This window comes from Micromonospora sp. C97 (assembly GCF_018070385.1).
Lineage (GTDB): Bacteria > Actinomycetota > Actinomycetes > Mycobacteriales > Micromonosporaceae > Micromonospora > Micromonospora parva.
On record NZ_JAGPXU010000009.1, the window covers coordinates 75,069 to 95,119 of the forward strand.

Annotated in this window: 24 protein-coding genes; 13 read left to right on the plus strand and 11 right to left on the minus strand. The window is 71.6% G+C overall.

Translation table 11 applies throughout. The annotated features are described in order from the left end of the window. Positions 1-31 precede the first annotated feature (31 nt). Together KBX26_RS14895 and KBX26_RS14900 are read left to right on the plus strand one after the other, a co-directional pair. Positions 32-379 (plus strand): PadR family transcriptional regulator, encoded by a 348-nt coding sequence (locus tag KBX26_RS14895; RefSeq protein ID WP_210865652.1) that lies wholly within the window; start codon positions 32-34, stop codon positions 377-379. Between the two features lie 8 nt (positions 380-387). Beyond that, a complete protein-coding gene (locus KBX26_RS14900) occupies positions 388-1,329 on the plus strand; it encodes a hypothetical protein (RefSeq protein ID WP_210865653.1) in 942 nt (313 codons plus the stop codon). 23 nt (positions 1,330-1,352) lie between these two features. On the opposite strand, the gene KBX26_RS14905 is transcribed toward KBX26_RS14900, so the two are convergent. After that, entirely contained in the window at positions 1,353-1,946 is a 594-nt protein-coding gene (locus tag KBX26_RS14905) for an alpha/beta fold hydrolase (RefSeq protein ID WP_210865654.1), read from the minus strand. A gap of 95 nt (positions 1,947-2,041) precedes the next feature. Between KBX26_RS14905 and KBX26_RS14910 the strand changes: the two genes are divergently transcribed. Both KBX26_RS14910 and KBX26_RS14915 read left to right on the plus strand, forming a co-directional pair. After that, complete coding sequence (locus KBX26_RS14910; protein WP_210865655.1) at positions 2,042-2,650, plus strand: VanZ family protein; 609 nt, start codon at positions 2,042-2,044, stop codon at positions 2,648-2,650. Beyond that, a complete protein-coding gene (locus KBX26_RS14915; protein ID WP_210865656.1) occupies positions 2,647-3,600 on the plus strand; it encodes a hypothetical protein in 954 nt (317 codons plus the stop codon). The genes KBX26_RS14910 and KBX26_RS14915 overlap by 4 nt, the downstream gene beginning before the upstream one ends. Before the next feature lie 19 nt (positions 3,601-3,619). Here KBX26_RS14915 and KBX26_RS14920 read toward each other — a convergent pair whose 3' ends face one another. Genes KBX26_RS14920 through KBX26_RS14930 form a run of 3 tightly spaced genes read right to left on the minus strand, consistent with a single transcriptional unit; the run spans position 3,620 to position 6,001 of the window. Beyond that, entirely contained in the window at positions 3,620-4,399 is a 780-nt protein-coding gene (locus KBX26_RS14920) for a MerR family transcriptional regulator (protein ID WP_210865657.1), read from the minus strand. Positions 4,400-4,445: 46 nt separating this feature from the next. After that, on the minus strand, positions 4,446-5,207 hold the full coding sequence (locus KBX26_RS14925; protein WP_210865658.1) for an ABC transporter permease: 762 nt from the start codon (positions 5,205-5,207) through the stop codon (positions 4,446-4,448). Beyond that, entirely contained in the window at positions 5,204-6,001 is a 798-nt protein-coding gene (locus KBX26_RS14930; protein WP_030333804.1) for an ABC transporter ATP-binding protein, read from the minus strand. The genes KBX26_RS14925 and KBX26_RS14930 overlap by 4 nt, the downstream gene beginning before the upstream one ends. Before the next feature lie 192 nt (positions 6,002-6,193). On the opposite strand from KBX26_RS14930, the gene KBX26_RS14935 reads away from it, so the two are divergent. Beyond that, positions 6,194-7,648 (plus strand): alkaline phosphatase PhoX, encoded by a 1,455-nt coding sequence (locus tag KBX26_RS14935; RefSeq protein WP_210865659.1) that lies wholly within the window; start codon positions 6,194-6,196, stop codon positions 7,646-7,648. A gap of 45 nt (positions 7,649-7,693) precedes the next feature. On the opposite strand, the gene KBX26_RS14940 is transcribed toward KBX26_RS14935, so the two are convergent. Further along, positions 7,694-8,068, minus strand: a complete 375-nt coding sequence (locus KBX26_RS14940) for a cupin domain-containing protein (RefSeq protein WP_030333800.1) — start codon at positions 8,066-8,068, stop codon at positions 7,694-7,696. A 158-nt stretch (positions 8,069-8,226) separates the two neighbouring features. Beyond that, positions 8,227-8,724 (minus strand): YcxB family protein, encoded by a 498-nt coding sequence (locus KBX26_RS14945; RefSeq protein WP_030333798.1) that lies wholly within the window; start codon positions 8,722-8,724, stop codon positions 8,227-8,229. A 97-nt stretch (positions 8,725-8,821) separates the two neighbouring features. Between KBX26_RS14945 and KBX26_RS14950 the strand changes: the two genes are divergently transcribed. The 4 genes from KBX26_RS14950 (at position 8,822) to KBX26_RS14965 (ending at position 12,826) form a co-directional block, all read left to right on the plus strand. Then, complete coding sequence (locus tag KBX26_RS14950; RefSeq protein WP_210865660.1) at positions 8,822-9,781, plus strand: PaaX family transcriptional regulator C-terminal domain-containing protein; 960 nt, start codon at positions 8,822-8,824, stop codon at positions 9,779-9,781. Between the two features lie 278 nt (positions 9,782-10,059). Further along, positions 10,060-11,280, plus strand: coding sequence for a cellulose binding domain-containing protein (locus tag KBX26_RS14955; RefSeq protein WP_210865661.1), 1,221 nt, complete (start codon positions 10,060-10,062; stop codon positions 11,278-11,280). Between the two features lie 83 nt (positions 11,281-11,363). Beyond that, on the plus strand, positions 11,364-11,954 hold the full coding sequence (locus tag KBX26_RS14960) for a DinB family protein (protein WP_210865662.1): 591 nt from the start codon (positions 11,364-11,366) through the stop codon (positions 11,952-11,954). Beyond that, positions 11,951-12,826 carry a DUF4253 domain-containing protein gene (locus KBX26_RS14965; protein WP_210865663.1) on the plus strand — a complete coding sequence of 292 codons (876 nt, stop codon included), beginning with the start codon at positions 11,951-11,953 and terminating at the stop codon, positions 12,824-12,826. Before KBX26_RS14960 ends, KBX26_RS14965 begins: the two co-directional genes overlap by 4 nt. Here KBX26_RS14965 and KBX26_RS14970 read toward each other — a convergent pair. After that, entirely contained in the window at positions 12,785-13,852 is a 1,068-nt protein-coding gene (locus KBX26_RS14970; RefSeq protein ID WP_210865664.1) for a serine hydrolase, read from the minus strand. The genes KBX26_RS14965 and KBX26_RS14970 overlap by 42 nt on opposite strands. An 87-nt stretch (positions 13,853-13,939) precedes the next feature. Here KBX26_RS14970 and KBX26_RS14975 point away from each other — a divergent pair, with 87 nt between their 5' ends. Beyond that, positions 13,940-14,809, plus strand: a complete 870-nt coding sequence (locus tag KBX26_RS14975; RefSeq protein ID WP_210865665.1) for a fructosamine kinase family protein — start codon at positions 13,940-13,942, stop codon at positions 14,807-14,809. A gap of 127 nt (positions 14,810-14,936) precedes the next feature. Continuing rightward, entirely contained in the window at positions 14,937-16,172 is a 1,236-nt protein-coding gene (locus KBX26_RS14980; protein ID WP_210865666.1) for an MFS transporter, read from the plus strand. Here KBX26_RS14980 and KBX26_RS14985 read toward each other — a convergent pair. Together KBX26_RS14985 and KBX26_RS32350 are read right to left on the minus strand one after the other, a co-directional pair. Next, positions 16,153-16,608 (minus strand): hypothetical protein, encoded by a 456-nt coding sequence (locus tag KBX26_RS14985; RefSeq protein ID WP_030333783.1) that lies wholly within the window; start codon positions 16,606-16,608, stop codon positions 16,153-16,155. The genes KBX26_RS14980 and KBX26_RS14985 overlap by 20 nt on opposite strands. Continuing rightward, on the minus strand, positions 16,605-17,006 hold the full coding sequence (locus KBX26_RS32350; protein WP_247680641.1) for a DUF6069 family protein: 402 nt from the start codon (positions 17,004-17,006) through the stop codon (positions 16,605-16,607). The genes KBX26_RS14985 and KBX26_RS32350 overlap by 4 nt, the downstream gene beginning before the upstream one ends. Positions 17,007-17,197: 191 nt before the next feature. On the opposite strand from KBX26_RS32350, the gene KBX26_RS14995 reads away from it, so the two are divergent. Together KBX26_RS14995 and KBX26_RS15000 are read left to right on the plus strand one after the other, a co-directional pair. Continuing rightward, complete coding sequence (locus KBX26_RS14995) at positions 17,198-18,298, plus strand: sensor histidine kinase (protein ID WP_210865667.1); 1,101 nt, start codon at positions 17,198-17,200, stop codon at positions 18,296-18,298. After that, positions 18,286-18,948 (plus strand): response regulator transcription factor, encoded by a 663-nt coding sequence (locus KBX26_RS15000; protein ID WP_210865668.1) that lies wholly within the window; start codon positions 18,286-18,288, stop codon positions 18,946-18,948. Before KBX26_RS14995 ends, KBX26_RS15000 begins: the two co-directional genes overlap by 13 nt. 13 nt (positions 18,949-18,961) lie before the next feature. On the opposite strand, the gene KBX26_RS15005 is transcribed toward KBX26_RS15000, so the two are convergent. Together KBX26_RS15005 and KBX26_RS33000 are read right to left on the minus strand one after the other, a co-directional pair. Continuing rightward, positions 18,962-19,432 carry a hypothetical protein gene (locus tag KBX26_RS15005; RefSeq protein WP_210865669.1) on the minus strand — a complete coding sequence of 157 codons (471 nt, stop codon included), beginning with the start codon at positions 19,430-19,432 and terminating at the stop codon, positions 18,962-18,964. Beyond that, a complete protein-coding gene (locus tag KBX26_RS33000; protein WP_210865670.1) occupies positions 19,429-20,022 on the minus strand; it encodes a CDP-alcohol phosphatidyltransferase family protein in 594 nt (197 codons plus the stop codon). The genes KBX26_RS15005 and KBX26_RS33000 overlap by 4 nt, the downstream gene beginning before the upstream one ends. Positions 20,023-20,051: the final 29 nt, after the last annotated feature.

Below are 20,051 nucleotides of genomic sequence, written 5' to 3' on the forward strand. Positions count from 1 at the left end.
TTTATATATCGCGGTGCGATATATATCGTGCATGGACCTCAGTGAGCAGACGTTCCTGATCCTCTCCGCCCTCGCCGACCAACCCCGGCACGGCTACGCCGTGGTGACGGAGGTCGACCAGATGACCGACGGCAGGATCCGGTTACGCGCCGGCACCCTCTACGGAGCCCTTGACCGCCTCGTCGCCCAGGGGCTGATCGCCCCCGACCACGACGAGGTGGAGAAGGGTCGGCTGCGACGTTTCTACAAACTGACCGACGCGGGGGCAGACGCCATCCGTGCCGAGAGCCAGCGGATGGCCGGAGCGGTCCGGCTCGCCGAGGAGCGCCTCAGCAAGCGTGCCGCCCGCAACACTCCGCGCCTCGGGAACACCGGATGAACCCGGGCATGAGCAGTCTGGAGCGACGATATCGACGGCTGCTGCGGCTGCTGCCAGCCGCGCACCGCACCGCCCGCGGCGAGGAACTGCTCGGACTGCTGCTGGACCTCGACCACGGCCGCCGGCACCCGAGCTGGCACGAGACGCTGCACATCGTCGCCCTGGCGATCCGACTGAGACTCACCACGCCCGTCACCACCACGGCCCTCACCACTGGCCTCAGTGCCCTGCTCGTCGCCGCCGGCACCCAGCCCGCCGGTCAGACCCTGGACCTGTTCACCGGCGCCGTCCTCGCCACCGACATGCCGGCCATCATCGCCGGCTGGCCACAGACAGTCGGTCTCGGCCTGCTGCCCCTCGCACCGCTGATCGCCTGGCTGTGCGGCGCGGCCCGGACCGCCCTCACCGTACAGGCGATATTCCTGACGGCCACCGTCGGTTGGTTCGTCGTCGATGCTCGCAACGGCGGCGCCGTGGGCACGAACCTCGGCCAACAGCTCTTCACCACCGCCGTACCGGTCTCGATCCTCGTCCTGCTCGTGATCGCCGCCCGCGAGCGGTGGACCGCGCCCCGGCCGCGCCTGTTCTGGTGGGCCCTCGTCCCGCTCGGGATCCTCGCCTGGAAAGGCACCGGAGCATGGGGACGCCACGGCGTCTACGTTCTCGACGCCGTGCCGACGGTCCTGGGGATCCTCGCCGCCGCCACCGCCGCTGTCGTCGCCGCCTTCGCGGTCCGCCGCCATCGGCCCGCCGTCATCGTCGGCGTCGGACTCACCGGATTCCTGGCCGGGTGGCTCATCCCCGACCCGCTTCTCGTCAACACGGCGATGCGGCACTTCGACGGTCAGCCGCTACCACTGGCAATCCTCATCACGGTGATCGCCGCCATTGTTACCGGCATCGATCGCCTCACCCGCCGCCACCAGCCCGAGGTGCGGTTGAACCCGTGATGCGCTGAGCACCAGCTTCGGGTTCAGACGAGCGGCGACCGCGGCGGAACACGGTCCGCTGCGGTCGCCGGACCGCGCCGGATCACCGCAGCCACCTCGCGCAGGTCATCGTTGAGCTGGTGATCGCGCTCCGGCAGCCGGTGCAGACGCGCCTGCGGGATGACGTCGGCGTACCGGTCGGCGTGCGACGGTGGCGCCGTGTCGTCCCGGAGGCCGTGGAACACGTGCACCGGCACCCCGCGCGGCAGCCTCGCGCCGAGGTCGGGCGGCAACTCGAACTCGTCGGCGGCCCAGCCGCCGGTGCCGACGAACGGGGCGGCGATCAGCACGATCGCGCCGAGCACCCGCTGTGGTGGCTGCTCGGCGAGGGTGTGGACGAGGATCGTCCCGCCCACCGAGTGGCCCACGGCGACCGCCCCGTCGGCCAGCGCCGCGATCTCCCGCCGGATGGCGGTACTCCAGGTGGCGTAGCTCGGGTCGTCCTCGTCGGGCATCCGCGGATAGCGGACCTCGTACCCGTCCCCGAGCTCACGGCGCAGGCTGTCCACCAGCCGGTTGTCCCACTCGTCGTGTACGCCGGCACCGGCTCCCTGGATCACCAGGATCTGCGTCGCCATGCCGCTGTTGTCCCCGACCCACGGGTGTCACAAACGGGCGAACGCGCGCCGCCCGGTCCGGGTAGGTTTCGGGGCCGGGCGAGAGGCGGGGGCGCGTGGTCAAGGGTTGGCACGGTTGGCTCGGCACGATCAACGGCGTCGTCCTCATCACGGTGCTCCTGCTGCCGTTGGCCGCGCTGACGGTGTGGGCGGTGGCGCGCCGCCGACGTGCCGCCGGCACCACCTCGGCGTGGCGGACGTCGCTGGCCGACGTCGGCATCGTCTACGGCACGGTGCCGTGGGTCTGGATGATCATGTTGCCGGGCGACCAGGCCGGTGTGGTGTCCGGCCGGGTGGCCCTGGTGCCGCTACGCGACCTGCTCACGATCTTTTCCGACGGGGGCCCGCTGACGGCGACGGTCCAGGTCGTCGGCAATCTGCTGGTCTTCGCTTCGGTGGGGTTCTTCGCCCCGCTGCGGTTCCGGGCGCTGGCGTCGGTACCGCGAATCCTGGCCCTCGCGGCCGGCTCCTCCATCCTGGTCGAGACCGCCCAGTACGTCCTGCGGCTCGACCGGGTGTCGTCGGTGGACGACGTCCTGCTCAACGCCGCCGGCGCCGGACTGGCGGCGTTGGCGTCCCGCCGGTGGTGGCGAGCCGCGCCGGATGCGTCAACGGATCGCCGACCTCACAAGCGCGGCCGCCACCCGGCTACCATCCGCTGGTGATCGAGGAACTGATCGGCAGAGCGGCGGACGGGGACGACGACGCGATCGAGGAGTTGACCGGGATCGGTGCCGCCGATCCGCGGAGACTGTCGCCGTACCACGCAAGTCTGCTCGACCTCGATCTGCTGTGGCCGGCGACGTTGTACCGGGCGGCGAACGCCGACGTGGTCAGCCGGGTCATCGAGCAGATCGACGGCGGGCGGACGCCGGACCAGCTCAACCATCTGCTCCTCATCCTGGCCCACAGCGGGCACCCGCTCGCCGAGCGTGCCCTGCGTCGCTGGTCGACGCAGCCGCCAGCCGGTGCGGACGACCTGCACGTCGGCGTGCTGAGCTATGCCCTCGAGGGCGGTTGGACGATCGGGCCGGACGGCAACCGCCGGGACCTGTGCGCTGACCTCGCGTACCGGTGGGTCATGCGGGACGGGCCCGCGCCAGCCGACCGACCCGCCTGCCCCTGGTGCACGTCACCCCTCTGGGTCGCCGCCGACCTTGACACCACCGACCCCACGATCCGCGCCGCGCTGGCACATACCGACTGGTCCGGCCGCCTGGTCATCGAGACCTGCCACTTCTGCGCCTGCTACACGACGTTGTACAGCCGGGTCACGCCGGCCGGCACCACCGACTGGTGGGCTGACAACACCCGTCCGAGCTACCTGGGCGGTGACGTCGGGCCGGAGGACCCGCCGACGCTGCTCCCGGTTCCGGGGCCGGCCCTGGCGAGCCCGTACCAGGCCAGCGCCTGGAACGAGGGTGGCTCGACGGTGGGTGGCCGGCCCGACTGGATCCAGGACGCCGAGCACCCCGACTGCCCCGGCTGCGGCGAGCCGATGGACTACCTGGGCCTGATCGGGGGTGCCGACCTGGACGAGGTCGGCGAGGGCGCCTACTACCTGCACCTGCACCAGCCGTGCGGGTTCGCCGCGGTGAACTACCAGCAGAGCTGACCGCGGTTCGTGGCGATGGTCAGTCGGGGGACGCCGGCAGCCGCTCCAACCTGGCCAGCCCGGCCCAGCCCCGCTCCCGGACGAGGTCCAGCAGGCGTTGCAACCGCGGGTCGGCCTCGACGGCGAGCGCGTCCAGCAGGTCGAACGGCAGGTCGTCCTGCCCCACCTCGCCGAGGTCGATCTCGCCGGAGGCGTACGCCTGCTCGGCCAGGCCGGCGATGAGGTCGGCGGCTTCCTCCAGGCGCGCGTCGTCGCCCGCGTCGCTGTCGAAGACCCCGGACAGGATCTGGTACAGCCGAACGACCTGCGGGTCATCCAGCTGCGCGATCTTGCCGGGCATCCAGTCGCCGACGCGGTCGGGCCAACGGGCCGACATCAGGATCCAGCCGTCCCGCTCGCCCGCCACCACCCGCTCCGAGGCCCCGATCTCCCGGAGCCGGTCGAGATAGGCGATCACCTGCGGCGGGAGTGCCAGCCGGTCCCCGGCGGCGAGTTGCGCGATCTGCTGACGGCTGGCCTCCAGTCGGGCGATCTCGTCGCCCAACTGCCTGTCGATGTCAGCGACCGCGGCGGCGAAGGTCGGCGCGTCGGCCTCCAGCATCTGACCGATCTGGGACAGCGGCACCCCGGCGTTGGCGAGGATCCGAATCCGGATGAGGGACACCGCCGCCGTGGCGCCGTACCGCCGGTAGCCCGAGGCGTCCCGCTCGGGCTCCGGCAGCAACCCGATCTGGTGGTAGTGGCGCACCGCCCGCACCGTGACGCCGGCGTACGCCGCCAGTTGGCTGATCGTCAGCATGCACTGATCCTGCCTTGCGAGTCGTCCGGCCCCACCCGAATCCGCATCAGGAGATCTTGCGGCGGTAGGTCAGGTTGGCGAACACGTACGCGACCACGAGGATCCCGACGCACCAGGCCAGGGCGGCCCAGATGCCGGCACCGACCGGCTTCTGCGCGAAGAGGTCCCGGATCGCGTTGACGATGGCGGTCACCGGCTGGTGCTCGGCGAAGGCGCGCACCGGGCCGGGCATCGACGCGGTGGGCACGAAGGCCGAGCTGACGAACGGCAGGAAGATCAGCGGGTACGAGAACGCGCTCGCGCCGTCCACCGACTTCGCGGTGAGGCCGGGGATCACGGCGATCCAGGTCAGCGCCAGGGTGAACAGCAGCAGGATGCCGGCGACGGCGAGCCAGTCCAGCACCCCGGCGCCGGTGCGGAAGCCCATCACCAGGGCCACGAGGACGATCACGGCGAGCGAGATCAGGTTGGCGACCAGCGAGGTCAGCACGTGCGCCCACAGCACCGAGGATCGGGCGATCGGCATGGACTGGAACCGTTCGAAGATGCCGCCCTGCATGTCCAGGAACAGCCGGAAGGCGGTGTACGAGATGCCCGACGCGATGGTGATGAGCAGGATGCCGGGGAGCAGATAGTTCACGTACGAGTCGGAGCCGGTCTCGATCGCGCCGCCGAAGACGTAGACGAACAGCAGCAGGAAGGCGATCGGCATGACAGCGGTCGTGATGATGGTGTCCGGGCTGCGGGCGATGTGGCGCAGTGAGCGTCCCAGCAGGACCGTCGTGTCGCCGAGGAAGTGCTTGTTCATCGTTGTTCCTTCTCCGTCTTCGTGCCGACGAGGGTGAGGAAGACGTCCTCCAGGGTCGGCTGCTTCTCCACGTACTCGACCTGGGCGGGTGGCAGGAGCTGCTTGAGTTCGTCGAGGGTGCCGTTCACGACGATCCGGCCCTCGTGCAGGATCGCGATGCGGTCGGCGAGCTGCTCCGCCTCGTCGAGGTACTGGGTGGTGAGCAGCACTGTGGTGCCGCCACTGGCGAGTTCCCTGACCGCCTGCCACACCTCGATGCGCGCCTCCGGGTCCAGCCCGGTCGTCGGCTCGTCGAGGAAGATCACCGGCGGGTTCCCGATCAGGCTCATCGCGATGTCCAGCCGGCGACGCATGCCGCCGGAGTAGGTCCGCACCCTGCGGCTGCCCGCCTCGGTCAGCGAGAAGCGCCGCAGCAGGTCGTCAGCGATCACGCCGGGCTCACTGAGGTGCCGCAACCGGGCGACCAGGACCAGGTTCTCCCGGCCGGTGAGGATTTCGTCGACAGCCGCGAACTGCCCGGTGAGGCTGATCGCCTGCCGTACGTCGGCGGCCTGGGTCGCCACGTCGAAGCCGGCAACCCGGGCGGTCCCCCCATCGGCCTTCAGGAGCGTGGCCAGGATTCGCACCACGGTGGTCTTGCCGGCCCCGTTCGAGCCGAGCAGGGCGAAGATGCTGCCGCGCGCCACGTCGATGTCGACGCCGCGCAGCACCCTCAGCTGCTTGAACGACTTCTCCAGGCCGTGCACGTGGATCGCTGGCTGCTCGACCTGCGCTGTTGGTGGCGGGATGCTCATGGCGTCAGCATGGAGGGTTGACGCAGCGTCAAGGTCAAGCCCGCAGGCCGCCGACACCACAACCCGCACGCCGTCGCGACCCTGACTCTTCACCCCGATGTCACCGTCCGCTCCCACTGGTGACGTGTCGCCGTCCGCCCGCAGGAGTTGGCTGCGAGCCGTCGCACTTGTCCTGACCAGGAGCTGATCCGCGTGCCTTCCTCTCGTCGTACCTTCCTCGCCAGCGGTGCCGCCGCCGGCGTCGGCCTTGCCGTCGCGGGCGGCCTGCCGTCCCTGGCCCAGGCCAGCCCGGCCCGGCCGCACCCGCCGGTGAAGCCCGGCAACGTGCCCTTCCCGCCGCTGGTGGACGACCCCAAGGGAGTCCTGGCCCTGCCCAAGGGCTTCAGCTACACGGTGATCACCCGGACCGGCGTCACCCGGCTCGACCGCGGCCAGGGCGTGACCCCCTCGGACCACGACGGCATGGCCGTCTACGACGCCGGCCGGGGCCGGTACACCCTGATCCAGAACCACGAGATCGACCCGGGCGCCGAGTTCGGTGTGCCGCACGTCAAGGGGACCGTCTACGACGCGGGCGCCGTCGACGCCGGCGGTTGCACAGTGATCAAGGCCGACCTCGCGGGCCGCAACCTGGGTGAGTTCGTGGCGCTCTCCGGCACCATCTCCAACTGCGCCGGCGGGCCGACCCCCTGGGGCACCTGGCTCACCTGCGAGGAGACCGAGGACCGGGCCGGCGACAAGTGGGAAGAGGGCAGTCGCTCCGGCGTCTACCAGAAGGACCACGGCTACGTCTTCGAGGTGTGGGCCGACGGCAGCGCCGACCCGAAGCCGATCAAGTGCCTGGGCCGCTACTCCCACGAGGCTCTGGCCGTCGACAGGGACCGCACCCGGATCTACCTCTCCGAGGACGCCGACGGGCCCAACGGCCTCTTCTACCGCTGGACGGCGCCGCACGGCGTCAAGCTGGGCCCGGGCGTGCTCACCCGCCTCGCACCGAACGCCGGTGTCCTCGCCGCCATGCAGATCATCATGGACGACGGTTCGGTGCTGCCGGACGTCGCGTACCTGACCTCCGCCCAGTTGGGCCGCCCCTTCCCGGTCCGCTGGATCGAGGTGCCGGACCGCGACGCGCGCACCACGTCGGTACGCGAGCAGTTCGCCGACGGCGAGGTCACCCGGGGACGCAAGTTCGAGGGCGTGTGGGCCACCGACGAGGGCGTGTACGTGGTCAACTCGTACGCCTGGGACGAGGGTGACCTGCCGGCGGACGCGGCGCCGCACGACGGCATGGTGTGGTTCTACAACTTCAAGGACCAGACCATCCAGTTGGTGACGTACTTCCCGCACCAGACCCAGTCCGAGGAGGGCACGGCGGTCAGGTACACCGACCTCACCTTCGACGGCCCGGACAACGTGACGGTCACCCCGTGGGGCAGCCTCGTGCTCGCCGAGGACGGCTCCGGCGCCTCGCACGTGCTCAGCACCATCCCGGGCGGCCCGACGTACCCGATCGCCCGCAACCAGCTCAACGACTCGGAGTTCTGCGGGCCGACCTTCAGCGCCGACGGCAAGGTGCTCTTCGTCAACATGCAGGACCCGGGCCTCACCCTGGCCATCACCGGTCCGTGGGAGAAGTACCTGGGCTGACCGAGCCCGCACGGAGGGGGCCAGGCGACTCGCCTGGCCCCCGACTCACTCCACCTTGGTGAGAAGTGGTTTCCCCTTCTCGACGACGTACGTGGCCAGCTCGACAGCGATACCGTCACCGACATTGCGGGCCTGGTGGTGCACACCGTACGGAACGGTCAGCGCGTCGCCGGGATTGCACACCACGGGCGGCTGCCCCTCGAGCCGGTATTCCAGCGTTCCCTGCAGAACGCAGATGATTTCCTCGCCGGGGTGGAAGTGCTTGAACGGTGGCGAATCCGGCGTGAACTCCACCCGGGTCTGAATGACCTCCCGCCCGGGGATGCTGAGGTCGTGCCGTTGCAGGTCGATCCGCCACAGCCCCGGCGCTGACTCCACCGCCGTGGGGCTGATCCCCGCAGGTCGATCCTTGCTGCTCATGACGGCCTCCTGTCAGCCGTCGGGCCGACGGCCACCACTCAGATGTGGTGCATCTCCGTCGAGGATAGGTAGCCGTCGCCGATCAGGGGCCGCGGATGCCGACACGGCGGCCCGATTCCGCGACGCTGGCGTGCCGCTTTCCGGCACGCCAGCCGGGCTCACCGATGTCCCAGCAGCCCTCGTTCGGTCAGGTGGGCGCGCAACGTCTCGGCGTCCTCGGCGGCCATCAGCCAGCGCGGGATCACGGTCGCCGGCATCCGGCCGACGTACACGACCCAGAAATCTCCGACGTCGCGCACCTGGTCGACCCCGTCCCAGGCGATGCCACCGGACTCGGAGCCGCTGCGCATCATGATGTTGTCATCGGTGATGTCGTACGCGCCCGCGACGGCGTAGCGGCCGGAGCGGCGTCGGGCGCGGGCCAGCACCCACGGCCGGTACAGCATCGACAGCACACCGGCAACGACCAGCGCGGTCCACAGCGGTGCACTCCGCTCGCCCCACCCGAACCCCCGCGAGATGACGAGGCCGATGACCCCGACCGCCGTCAGGACCGCTCCGATATAGCCGAATCTGCGGAGCCGGACGGCGCCGAGCGCGGCGGCCACCCGGCCGGGGTAGGCGGGATCGGCGGGGACGTCGAAGCGGATGTGCACGCCAGAACGATAGTGCCCTCGTCCGCCCCGGGCAGCGCCTTACCCCGCCCTGCTCGTGACGAGGCCCGTGCGCGTCGTGGTGCGGCAGTCTGGTGAGGTGAACCTCCACGAGCCCGCCGACGACGTCCGAACCCCCCGGGCCCAGGCCGGGTCCAGCCCGCAGCACCTTCTGACGACCCTGCTCGGCGAGTACCTCGACTCCGCGGAGGCCGACCTGCCCTCGACGGCGGTCATCGCGATGCTGGGCGAGTTCGGGGTCAGCGAGTCCAGTGCCCGTGCCGCGCTGTCCCGGCTGGTCAAGCGTGGTCTCATCGCCGTGCGGGGGAACCGCCGGCCGCCGGTCTACCACCTCACGCCGCAGGCGATCGCCAAGCACCGCTCCCGGATGCAGCACTTCCTGAACTTCGGCTCCCACCCGGCGTCCTGGACCGGCGAGTGGCTGTTGGCGTCCTTCTCCCTTCCGAGTTCCGGCCAGGCGTCCCGTCACGCGCTGCGCAGGTCGTTGAGCGCACTGGGCTTCGTGGGCCTGTACGACCGCGTGTGGATCCGGCCGGGGTCCGACGCCGCGCCGGTGCGGGAGGCGCTGCGTGCGTTGCTGCGGCACGTGGAGGGCGCCCGGTGGTCGGTCCTGCACGCCCGGTTCGACGAGGAGACCGGGCCACACGGTCCGGCCGCCGCGTACGACCTGACCGCTCTCGCCTCGGCGTACGCGAGCTTCGTCGCGCGGTACGCGCAACTGCGAACGGCCGCGCGCAACGGGGAGGTGGACGGGGCCCGGGCGCTGGTGGCGCGCACCTCAGCCATGGACTCCTGGCGGAAGTTCGCCGACGTCGACCCGGACCTGCCCGCGCATCTGCTACCGCAGCCCTGGCCCCGTGCCGAGGCCCGGGAGACCTTCCTGGACATCCACACCATGCTCGGCTCGCTCGCCCAGGCGCGTCTGGTCGAGGTGATGACGCCGCACTGGCCGCAGGCCTCGTCGTGGATCACCCATTTCCGGGCGTCGAGGAACCCCTCCCGCCCGGCGCCGATCGGCGGCAGACCACCTGTTGGCTGACCGGTCGCGGCCAGTCAGAATAGCCGAGACATTGACACTTTTCGTTACGAGAGTGATAGTAACTGCACACAGCTCCCATCGGATCGCCTGTGGGGACCGCGGCCGGGCGGTCGCCGGCGCCGGACGAGCGGGCAGTGGTGGCCGAGGGCACGGCCACCGCCCAGGCCGCGACGCGCCCCTGTCGACCAGACCCGTGGCCAGCGCCGACCACCTTCGTCGGGGTGCGGATGACACCACCACCCCAGGGAGCGCCACCGTGACTGTTCCTGGAGGGTTCAATGAGAAGGCGATCGAAGATCTACGCGGGCCTGGCGGCCGCCATCGTCCCGGTCACCTCCGTGATCATGGCGCTGAGCGGGACACCGGCGTCCGCCGCCGTCGGCGGCTCCGGCCCCTACCCGGCCGACTACGAAACCTCGACCACCCTTGCCAATCACACCATCTTCCGACCCCAGACACTCCCGTCCGAACGCCTGCCCATCGTCGTGTGGGGCAACGGCGGCTGCTCGGCCAACGGCCTCTCCCAGGGCAACTTCCTCCGCGAGATCGCCTCCCACGGCTTCCTGGCCATCGCCAATGGTGCTCCGAACGGGTCCGGCTCCACCACCTCCCAGATGCTCACCCAGTCCATCGACTGGGCCGTCGCGGAGAACTCCCGGCAGGGCAGCAAGTACTACAACAAGATCGACACGAGCAAGGTCGCCGTCGCCGGCTTCTCCTGCGGAGGCTTGGAGGCGTACGCCGTCTCGAACGACCCGCGCGTCACCACGACCGGCATCTTCAGCAGCGGACTGCTGAACGACGCCGACGACTACCAGCTCCGGAGGCTGACCAAGCCGATCGCCTACTTCGTCGGCGGGCCCAGCGACATCGCGTACCCGAACGCCATGGACGACTGGGGCAAACTCCCCGCCGGCCTGCCCGCCTTCATGGGCAACCTGAACGTCGGGCACGGCGGCACCTACGACCAGACCAACGGCGGCGAGTTCGGTCGGGTCGCGACCCTCTACTTCAAGTGGCGCCTGAAGGGTGACACCACCGCCGGTCGCAACTTCGTCGGCGCCGACTGCGGTCTGTGCCGCAGCCAGTGGAGCGTCCAGCAGAAGAACCTGACGCTCGACGACGGCGCACCGCCCACCACGCCGCCGCCGACCACCCCACCTCCCACCACCCCACCTCCCACCACGCCGCCGCCCACCGGCACCCCCGGCTGCACCGCTGTCTACTCCGTGCAGGACCAGTGGAACGGCGGATTCGTCGCCAACGTCAGCGTCACCGCGGGAACCACCGCGCTGACCGGCTGGCGGGTCACCCTCACCCTGCCCGGCGGCGCGTCGGTCAGCTCGCTGTGGAACGGGGTCAGCAGCGGCACCAGCGGCACCATCACCGTCACGAACCAGAGCTACAACGGGCGACTGGCCGCGGGACAGGCCACCAGTTTCGGATTCCAGGGCACCGGCACCGGCAGCGGAGCCACCGCGAGTTGCACCGGAAGCTGACCACGTCGCTCGGCGGGCCGGTGCCCCGGCACCGGCCCGCCGAGGTTGCCAAAACGTCAGACGGGTAGGGAAGACTGGCCGGCATGGCTGATCTGAGCGACATGAAGGCTGCGCTGCACCTCTACCTTCGAGGGACCCGCGAAGACCTCATCTGGAAGCTCGACGGGCTCAGCGAACGCGAGGTCAGGCTGCCCCGCACGGCGACCGGAAACAACCTGCTGGGCATTCTCAAGCATTGCCTCAATGTCGAAGCCGGCTACTTCGGGCCCACCTTCGGCCGCGAGTTCCCGACCCCTGACGAGTTGGTCCCGATGGCGGCGTTCGACGAGGACCCGCAGGCCGACTGGTACGCCACGGAGGACGAGACGAAGGACGGGCTGATCGACCTGTATCGCCGGGTCGCCGCGTTCGCCGACCAGACGATCGACCAGCTACCGCTCGACGCGCCGGGGCACGTGTCGTGGTGGCGGCCCGGTTCGCAGGACGTGACCCTGCACCGGATCATCATCCACGTGACCTGCGATCTCGCCCGTCACGCCGGGCACGCCGACATCATCCGCGAACAGCACGACGCGGCGATCGGCCTTCGGCGGGACAGCACCATCCTCCCCGACGACTTCGACTGGCCGGCCTACGTCAGCAAGCTGACGAAGCTGGCCGACCGCTTCGCATGAGCGGGATACCCGTCGACCGGCGAGACGACCTCGCCCGGATCGAAGCGGCGTTCGTGGGCACCCCACTGGCCGGCCTGCCGATCGGGCACGGCCCGGCGGGCACCATCCTCGTCGCCGACGTCGACCCCGATCGTCTGTACGAGGCCTGGCGGGCCGCAGACGCGCTGGTGCCGGTCACCGGACGTCGGCCCGTCCTGGTCACCGACGACTTCGACGACGGGCTCACGATCCGGCCGGAGCCCGAGCAGGGTCCGTCGGAATCCGAGCTGCGCGCGTTCGCCGAGGCCGCCGCAGCCTCCGCACCCTGGCTGAGCTACCGCCACTACAGCGAGGACCAGCAGGTCGAGCAGAACGAGATCGACTACCATGCGCGCGGCACGACCCGCGTCGACCTGAGCGCCCTGGTGTCGGACGTGGCGCTGCCGACGCCCGTCCCGGTGCTGGAACGGGCGATGTACGACCGGCTGCTCACCGACGCCGACCTGCACGCCCAGGTGCTCGGCAAGGTGCGGCTCGTGACGCAGACCGACTACTGGTTCACGCCCGACAGCGTCCTGCTCATGCTGGTGCCCACCAGCGACGTCCGCAGCTCGGCGTACTGGGTGGACTTCTACGGTGCGCTGACCTGCGAACATCAGCGGAAGCTCGCCGAGGTGCTGGCGCAGTGGCGGCACCGGTGGGACGCCCGACTGGTCGCGTCCTGGGGCACCATGTTGCAGTTCCAGGTGGGCCGTCGTCCGACGCCGGGTGACGAGGCGTGGGTCGCCGCCGGTCAGCTCAAGGCGCTCGCCCCGAACCTCGACCTGCGCCGGTGGGAGGTCGCCGTCGCCCTATCGGCCGGTGACGTGTGGTTCGTCCACAACCGGCCCTGACCGGCCGACGGCGCGGGATACCGCACGGATCAGTTCGAGCGGTTCCTCGGTCCAGTGGGAGACGAGGACCAGCTCCCGGGCCGGATCCACCCACAGCAGGTGTCGTCCGCCGTTGCCCCGGGCGCTGCGGCCGGTGGCCGGGGCTCCCGGCCACGGCACCTGATCGTCGTTGAGCCACCACAGATAGCCGTACTCCCGCTTCACCGGGCACGGAGACCACGACTGATCAACCCACTCGGCGCTGAGCAGCCTGGTCGCGGCATGGGTCCCCCGGTCCAGGAAGAGCTGACCGATCAGGGCCAGGTCCCGGGCGGGGACGATCAGCCCTCCGCCCCAGTGTGCGCCGCCGGAGACCACAGCGGTCGGGCGACCGTCGATGTCGACGACGCTCGTCCGGTACCCGTGCCACGACCACCGGTCGGAGGCGCCCAGCGGGTCCATGACCCGCTGCCGCAGCACCTCCGGCAGCGACCGGCGGAGCAGCAGCGTCAACGCGTACGCCAGCAGGTTCATCCGCACGTCGTTGTACGCCCACCCCTGCCCCGGAGGCGTGCCGTGCACCTCCGTCCGCTCGCGGAAGCTCTGCGCGTCGACGCTCGTCGGCTTGCCCCACAGCTCGCCCTCCCACTGGCTCGACTGCTGCAGCAGATGACGCCAGGTGATCTGCTCGTTGTGCGGCCCGCGGAACTCAGCGACGTCGACGACCTGGTGCACCGGTTGGTCCGGCACCAACAGCCCGTCGTCAAAGGCCAGGCCGGCCACCACGGACACCACGGACTTGGTGACGCTGAAAGCCATCTCCGGGACGTCCGGGTCGCCCCAGGCCGCGACCTCGCGACCGCCGACCAGGACGACGCCGCTGGCCCCACTGGCGGCGAGCAGCGGACCGACGACCTCGCGGTGGCTGGTGTCCGCGACCTGCGCCGCCAGGTAGGTCTCGATGTCGGCGGCGTCTCTCGTCCACCGCGCGCCGAACTCCCGGACGACCCGCTCCAGCCGCTGCTGGTCCACCGACAGGTGACGCATGCCCAGCAGTGTCCAACACCGGCAGGACGAGCCGCGACCGGCCACCTAGGATCGGCTGACCGTCGCCGGACACGAGGAGCATCCCGGATGACCCTGCTGGAGCGGCTGCACCGGGCCGGCATGCGTGAGGTGGTGACGGTGCGGCCGGTGACGGGCGGGCTCGCGGCGCTGGCCGGCATCGCCACCCGCCGGGACGCTCCGCCGGTGTTCGTCAAGGGCTTCGCCGATCCGCCGGCCGACGACGTCTTCGCCGCCGAGGCCGACGGGCTGGCCGCGCTGCGCGAGCTCGGCGGGGTGGCGACCCCCGAGGTGATCCTGGCGGATCGGGACCTGCTGGTGTTGTCGGTGCTGCGGGCCAGGCCGCAGAGCGAGGTCTTCTGGGAGCGGTTCGCGCACCTGCTCGCCCGCCTGCACCTGAGCACCACCCATCCGCGCTTCGGCTGGCACCACGACAACTGGCTGGGTCGCCGCCGCCAGATCAACACCTGGAACGACGACGGCTTCGCCTTCTTCGCCGAGCACCGGCTGCTTCGCTGGCTCGATCAGCCCCGCGTCGAGGCGGCGCTGGACGCGGCGGACCGAGCCGCGCTGGAACGGCTCTGCGACCGGCTGCCGGACCTGCTGCCGGACCGGCCGGCGTGTCTGACGCACGGCGACCTGTGGGCACAGAACATCATGGCGACCGTGGACGGAGAGCCAGCGCTGATCGACCCGGCCGTGTCGTACATGTGGGCCGAGGTGGACCTCGCGCACGTGTGGTCCACCTCTCCCCCACCCGAGGCACGACGGATGTTCGCGCTCTACGCGGAGCTGACCTCGCTCGACGGCGGCTGGGAGGCCCGCATGCCGCTCATCCAACTGCGGCAGCACCTCGCCGTGCTGGCCCAGTTCGACGACGACTGGGGTGCGGCTGAGCAGATCCGCGCCGTCCTCGCCCCGTTCCGGACCCGACAGTGAGCGCAGGCCCGGCCGTCGACAACGGCAACCGGCCCGCCCGTGACGGGATCGACGTCCGTCGAGAGACCCGCGAGCGGAGCTGAGGTCGGGGACTCCACTACGGTGACCCCTGGAACGGGGGTGGACCATGGCACCGGAGGTGTCGCCGCGAAGGGCCAGGGCGGTGCTCGTCACGCTCTCCCTCGCCGCGTTCGCGTTCATCACGACCGAACTGCTGCCGGTCGGTCTGCTCACCCACATCGCACCCGATCTCGGCCGGTCCCGCTCACAGGTGGGACTGCTGGTCAGCGGGTACGCCGTGGTGGTGGTGCTGGCGTCCGTGCCGCTGACCCGGCTGACCCAGCGGATCCCCCGGCGGCAGCTGCTCGGCGTCACGATGCTGCTGTTCGCCGCCGCCAACGCCGCCGCCGCGCTCGCCTCGACGTACACCGTGCTGGCGGGTGCCCGTCTGGTCACCGCCCTCGCCCAGGCGCTGTTCTGGTCCGTCGCCACGGCGACGGTGATCGGACCGTTTCCGGTCGCGGTACGCGGCCGGGCGGTGGCCCTGTTCGCGACCGGGGCGACGCTCGCCCCGGTGCTCGGCGTACCCCTCGGCACCTGGCTCGGGCAGCAGGCCGGCTGGCGCGCCGCGTTCGCGGTGCTGGCCGGGGTCGGTCTGGCGATCGCCGCCGCGGTGGTGGTCCTCCTCCCGTCCTATCCCCCGGCCGCTGGTGGCGCCGCCCGGGGCTCCGCGCCGGACGGGCGTCGCTTCGTGGTGTTGTTGATCGCCACTGCCCTCGGCATCGGCGGCTTCATGACCCTGCAGACCTACGTGACACCGTTCCTGCTCGACGTCAGCGGCTTCGCCGACGCGGTGCTGGCACCGCTGCTGTTCGTCTCCGGCGCGGCCGGGGTCGTCGGCACCCTGGTCGCGGCGCGGACTCTGGACAGCCGACCGATCGCCTCGCTGCTGACGCCGCTGAGCATCGGCATGGTGTCGCTGCTGGGGCTGTACGCGCTCGGCGCGCTCAAGCCGGGTGTGGTCGCGTTCCTCGCCGGGATCGGCCTCGCGTACGCGGCGTTCGGCTCCGCCGTGCAGAACCGGATGTTGCACCTGGCCCCGGGCAGCACCGACATCGCGTCGGCCGGGGTCAGCATCGCCTTCAACACCGGCATCGCCGGCGGGTCACTGCTCGGCGGTGCCCTGCTGCCCACCTCGGGGGCCCGCCCGCTGGCGCTCGTCGGCGGGCTGCTGGCGCTGGCCGCGCTCACCCTGCTCGCCGTGGACACGCGTCGCGGTCGCGCCGTCGGACCAGGGCCGACCGACCCCACCGCGTCGCGTCGCACGCTCCGCCGTCGAACGATCAGCCACCGGCCCCGCTGACCACCGCCATCATGATCAGGGTGCGCCGCCGCCGCTGGCTCATCAGCGCGAAACAGGCGGTGAGCACCACCAACTCCAGCTCGGCCCACTCGCCGGTGACGTCGACGCGGATCGGCCCACCCCGTCGGCCGGGAAGCCGCACCGCCAGGCGGTGCCCGTCGCGGACCAGCTCACCACCGCAGTGACCGGGCAGCCAGCGCGCCACCCCGCCCGGCCCCGGCACGTGCGACCGGCCCGGGTCGAGCCGCACCGGCACGCCGTACTCGCCCCGGGCGGTGAATCCGGTCCGTCGGCGGCCGGTCGGTTCGACCGTCCAGCGGCCGGTGCCGGTGCGGATCTCACCGCACCGCCAGGTCCAGCCGGTACGCAGCGAGGCGCGTGACCCGGAGTCGAGGACGAACGCCCCGTCCTGCTTGCGGACGGTCAGGGCGGTCACCGGTCCGCCCCTGCCGGTCGGGGCCGGGGCAGGCCGAGGATGAGGACGAGGCCGACGCTCAGGTGCAGCAGCGCGAGGGTCGCTTTCGCTGCCCCGCCGACGCCACTGGGTGGCCCGACCACGAGCGACAGCAGCAGGACCGTCACCGCTGTCGAGGTCCACCAGACACGGGAGCGGTCGGTACGACGTTCCAACACCGCGAGCAGCGCCCAGCCCGCCAGCGCCGCGACCACCGCGGCGACGATGACAGCGCCCACAGTGACCTGTCGGGTCGAGCTGCCGGACCTGACCGACAGGTCGACGCCGGCAGCCGAGTGCAGCAACGCGAACTCGGCCACCGCCACCACGATCGCGCCGGCCGCCACGATGGCCCGTACCAGGGGAAGGTTCTTCGTCATGGCCTGAGTCTGCGGACCGGGCCGGGCGGGACGCGTCGGTCCGGACGCCGCGACGGGTACGTCCGCCGGCGGCTCGGCGTACTACCAAAGGAGGTGGTCCGGCCCGCCACCAGCGCAGTAGCGTGCGCGATGTGGATGCGGCGGCGTGCGAGGTCGAACCGCCCGGGGCGTGGCGATTCGCTCGGGTGGGCGTGACGACAGCGGTGGTCGGCGTCCTCGTCGCGACCATGCTGTGGTCCGCCACCCGGTCCAGCTCCGCCGGAATGATCGGCGTCGACGTCGCGCTGGCGGTGACCGCCCTGATCCTCGTTCCGGTGGTCATCCGCCGCCCGCGCACCGGTGGTGTGCTGGCCGGTGTGCTCGTCGCGCTGTCCCCGGTGGTCACGCCGGTGGCCAGCTTCGCGGTGCTGTTCGTCGCCCGCAACCGGCCGTTTCGCCAGGCGGCGGCGGTGGCGGCGGTCAGCGTGGCGGGTGAGGCGGTGCAGGCGTTCTGGCGGCCGGTGCCGAGCCTGCCGTACGGGTGGCGGCTGGTGCTGATGACGATCGCGTACGCGGCCCTGTTCGGCTGGGGCACCTGGGCGCAGGCCCGCAACGCCCTGTTGGCGGAGCTGCGGGACCGGGCCCGGCGGGCCGAGCGGGAGCAGGAACGGCGGGTCGACGAGGCGCGGGCGGCGGAGCGCGGCCGGATCGCACGGGAGATGCACGACGTGCTGGCCCACCGGCTGTCACTGCTGGCGGCGGCGGCCGGCGCGATGGAGTACCGGCCGGACGCGCCGCCCGAGCGGCTCAGCGCCGCCGCCGGGGTGATCCGGGCCAGCGCCCATCACGCCCTCGACGAGCTGCGCGAGGTCATCACCCTGCTGCGCAGCGACGACGCCGAGTCGCCGACTGACGCGCCACCCGGGCAGACCCTCGCCGACCTGCCGAGCCTGCTCCACGAGGCGCGGGCCGCCGGGCAACGGATCGAGGTCGACGACCCGCTCGGTCCGCCGGTCGAGATTCCCGCAGCGGTGGGCCGCACCGCGTACCGGATCGCGCAGGAGGCGCTGACCAACGCCCGCAAGCACGCCGCCGGGCAGCCGGTCCGGCTGGTGCTCGGCGGCGCGCCCGGCACGGGCCTGCGCATCGCGGTGAGCAACCCGACCACGCCCGACGGCGACGCCACCGGCAGCGCCGGCACGGGTCTGATCGGCCTCGCCGAGCGGGCCGCGCTCACCGGTGGTCGGGTCACCCACCACGTCGACGCCACGGGTCGGTTCCACCTCACCGCGTGGCTGCCGTGGCCGACGTGACGGGACCGATCCGGGTCGTGATCGTCGACGACGATCCCCTCGTGCGGGGGATGCTCACGCTGATGCTCGACGGGGCGGACGGGATCGTCGTCGTGGGCGAGGCCGCCGACGGTGCCACGGCGATCACCGCTGTGGACCGGCACCTGCCCGACGTGGTGCTGATGGACATCAGGATGCCCGGCGTCAACGGCATCACCGCCACCGAGCGCCTGCGCCGCCGCCACCGGCCGCCCGAGATCATCGTGCTCACCACCTTCGACACCGACGAGCACGTGGTGCGGGCCCTGCGAGCGGGCGCGAGCGGCTTCCTGCTCAAGGACACTCCACCCGAGCAGATCAGCCAGGCGGTCCGCGCGGTGGCGGCCGGCAACCCGATGCTGTCGCCGGGGGTGACGCGCCGGCTCATGCAGCGGGTCGCGTCGGGAGCCGAGACCTACGAGCAGGCGCGAGGGCGGTTGGCGGTGCTCACGCCCCGGGAACGCGACGTCGTGCTGGCCATCGCGCACGGCCGTTCCAACGCCGAGATCGCCGGCGAGCTGCTGATGAGCGTGACGACGGTGAAGGCCCACGTCTCGCACATCCTGACCAAGCTGGATCTCGACAACCGTACCCAGATCGCCCTGCTCGCCCACGACGGCCGGCTCCTCTGAGGTGAACCGGCGGTCAGGCCAGCGCCGCCGGCAGGACGAGGACCGCGAACCGGAGCATCCGACCGGACAGGCACACGACGGCGAACTCCCAGCGTCGAAGGCCCGCGGTGCCGGCGGCGAGGCTGACGACTGCCAGCGGTGGAACCCCCACCGTGGCGGAGACGAGCACGGTCGGCAGGGCGGTGCGGCGGCGGGAGAGCCAGCGCCGGATCGGCGCGGTCCACCGTGCCGTCCGGGCCGCGGCGCGACCTGACTCGTCGCGCCGCGCGAGCGTCCGGGCCAGCCGCCCCGATCCGCGTCGCGCCGATTCGAACAGGAGCAGCTTGCCGACGGTCTGCCCGAGCGCCAGGGCGAGCACGGCGAGGAGGGCGTGCCCGCCACGGTGCCCGGCGACCACCGCGTACGCCTCGGCGTTGACGACCGGGACGAGCGCCGAGGCGAGACCGTAGCCGAGCGCCACCGCGGCCTCGGCGAGGCTGTTCACGCCCGGCCGTCCCGGTGGAGCAGCCGGAGCACCGCTGCGACCGACCACAGCTTCACCGCGACGACGGCGACGGCGACGGCCAGCGCGAGCCGGTACTGCCCGAACGCGATGGCGCCGATCACCCCGGCGGTGTTGGCGACCTTGGCCAGCGGCGACCAGTTCCACGCCCATACCCGCCGGTCGACGAGGTGGAAGTAGTTGGGGCTGAGCACCGGCCAGCACAGGAACGCCAGCGACAGCATGGTGTCCAGCACCAGGAACGAGAGCAGAAAGACCACCGCGACGACCGCGACCTCAGGCACGAGGGCGACCAGGCCCCCGCAGAGCACGGCGGTGCAGGCGCGGTCGCTCACGATGTCGAAGACGGCCCCGGCTCGCGTTTCCTGGCCGAGTCGGCGGGCGGCCCAGCCGTCGAGCACGTCGCCGACCCAGTAGATACCATACGATACCGCCATCAATGCCATCGAACCGGAGACGAGGGCGACGACACCGACGGCGACAGCGGCGACCGTACGAACGGCGGTGATGTAGTTGGGAACCGTACGGAAAGGGCCGACGGTGAGGGCGGCACGGGAGTCAACGAGAGTCACCCCCGCAGGTTCGTCCGGTGAGCGTTCGC

What these genes read in the sequence shown, in the direction of transcription:
- KBX26_RS14895 (WP_210865652.1), top strand. Translation starts at nt 32, where the DNA reads ATGGACCTCAGTGAGCAGACGTTCCTGATCCTCTCCGCCCTCGCCGAC.
- KBX26_RS14900 (WP_210865653.1), top strand. Translation starts at nt 388, where the DNA reads ATGAGCAGTCTGGAGCGACGATATCGACGGCTGCTGCGGCTGCTGCCA.
- KBX26_RS14905 (WP_210865654.1), bottom strand. Translation starts at nt 1,946, where the DNA reads ATGGCGACGCAGATCCTGGTGATCCAGGGAGCCGGTGCCGGCGTACAC.
- KBX26_RS14920 (WP_210865657.1), bottom strand. Translation starts at nt 4,399, where the DNA reads ATGCTGACGATCAGCCAACTGGCGGCGTACGCCGGCGTCACGGTGCGG.
- KBX26_RS14925 (WP_210865658.1), bottom strand. Translation starts at nt 5,207, where the DNA reads ATGAACAAGCACTTCCTCGGCGACACGACGGTCCTGCTGGGACGCTCA.
- KBX26_RS14930 (WP_030333804.1), bottom strand. Translation starts at nt 6,001, where the DNA reads ATGAGCATCCCGCCACCAACAGCGCAGGTCGAGCAGCCAGCGATCCAC.
- KBX26_RS14940 (WP_030333800.1), bottom strand. Translation starts at nt 8,068, where the DNA reads ATGAGCAGCAAGGATCGACCTGCGGGGATCAGCCCCACGGCGGTGGAG.
- KBX26_RS14955 (WP_210865661.1), top strand. Translation starts at nt 10,060, where the DNA reads ATGAGAAGGCGATCGAAGATCTACGCGGGCCTGGCGGCCGCCATCGTC.
- KBX26_RS14960 (WP_210865662.1), top strand. Translation starts at nt 11,364, where the DNA reads ATGGCTGATCTGAGCGACATGAAGGCTGCGCTGCACCTCTACCTTCGA.
- KBX26_RS14965 (WP_210865663.1), top strand. Translation starts at nt 11,951, where the DNA reads ATGAGCGGGATACCCGTCGACCGGCGAGACGACCTCGCCCGGATCGAA.
- KBX26_RS14970 (WP_210865664.1), bottom strand. Translation starts at nt 13,852, where the DNA reads ATGCGTCACCTGTCGGTGGACCAGCAGCGGCTGGAGCGGGTCGTCCGG.
- KBX26_RS14975 (WP_210865665.1), top strand. Translation starts at nt 13,940, where the DNA reads ATGACCCTGCTGGAGCGGCTGCACCGGGCCGGCATGCGTGAGGTGGTG.
- KBX26_RS14980 (WP_210865666.1), top strand. Translation starts at nt 14,937, where the DNA reads ATGGCACCGGAGGTGTCGCCGCGAAGGGCCAGGGCGGTGCTCGTCACG.
- KBX26_RS32350 (WP_247680641.1), bottom strand. Translation starts at nt 17,006, where the DNA reads ATGACGAAGAACCTTCCCCTGGTACGGGCCATCGTGGCGGCCGGCGCG.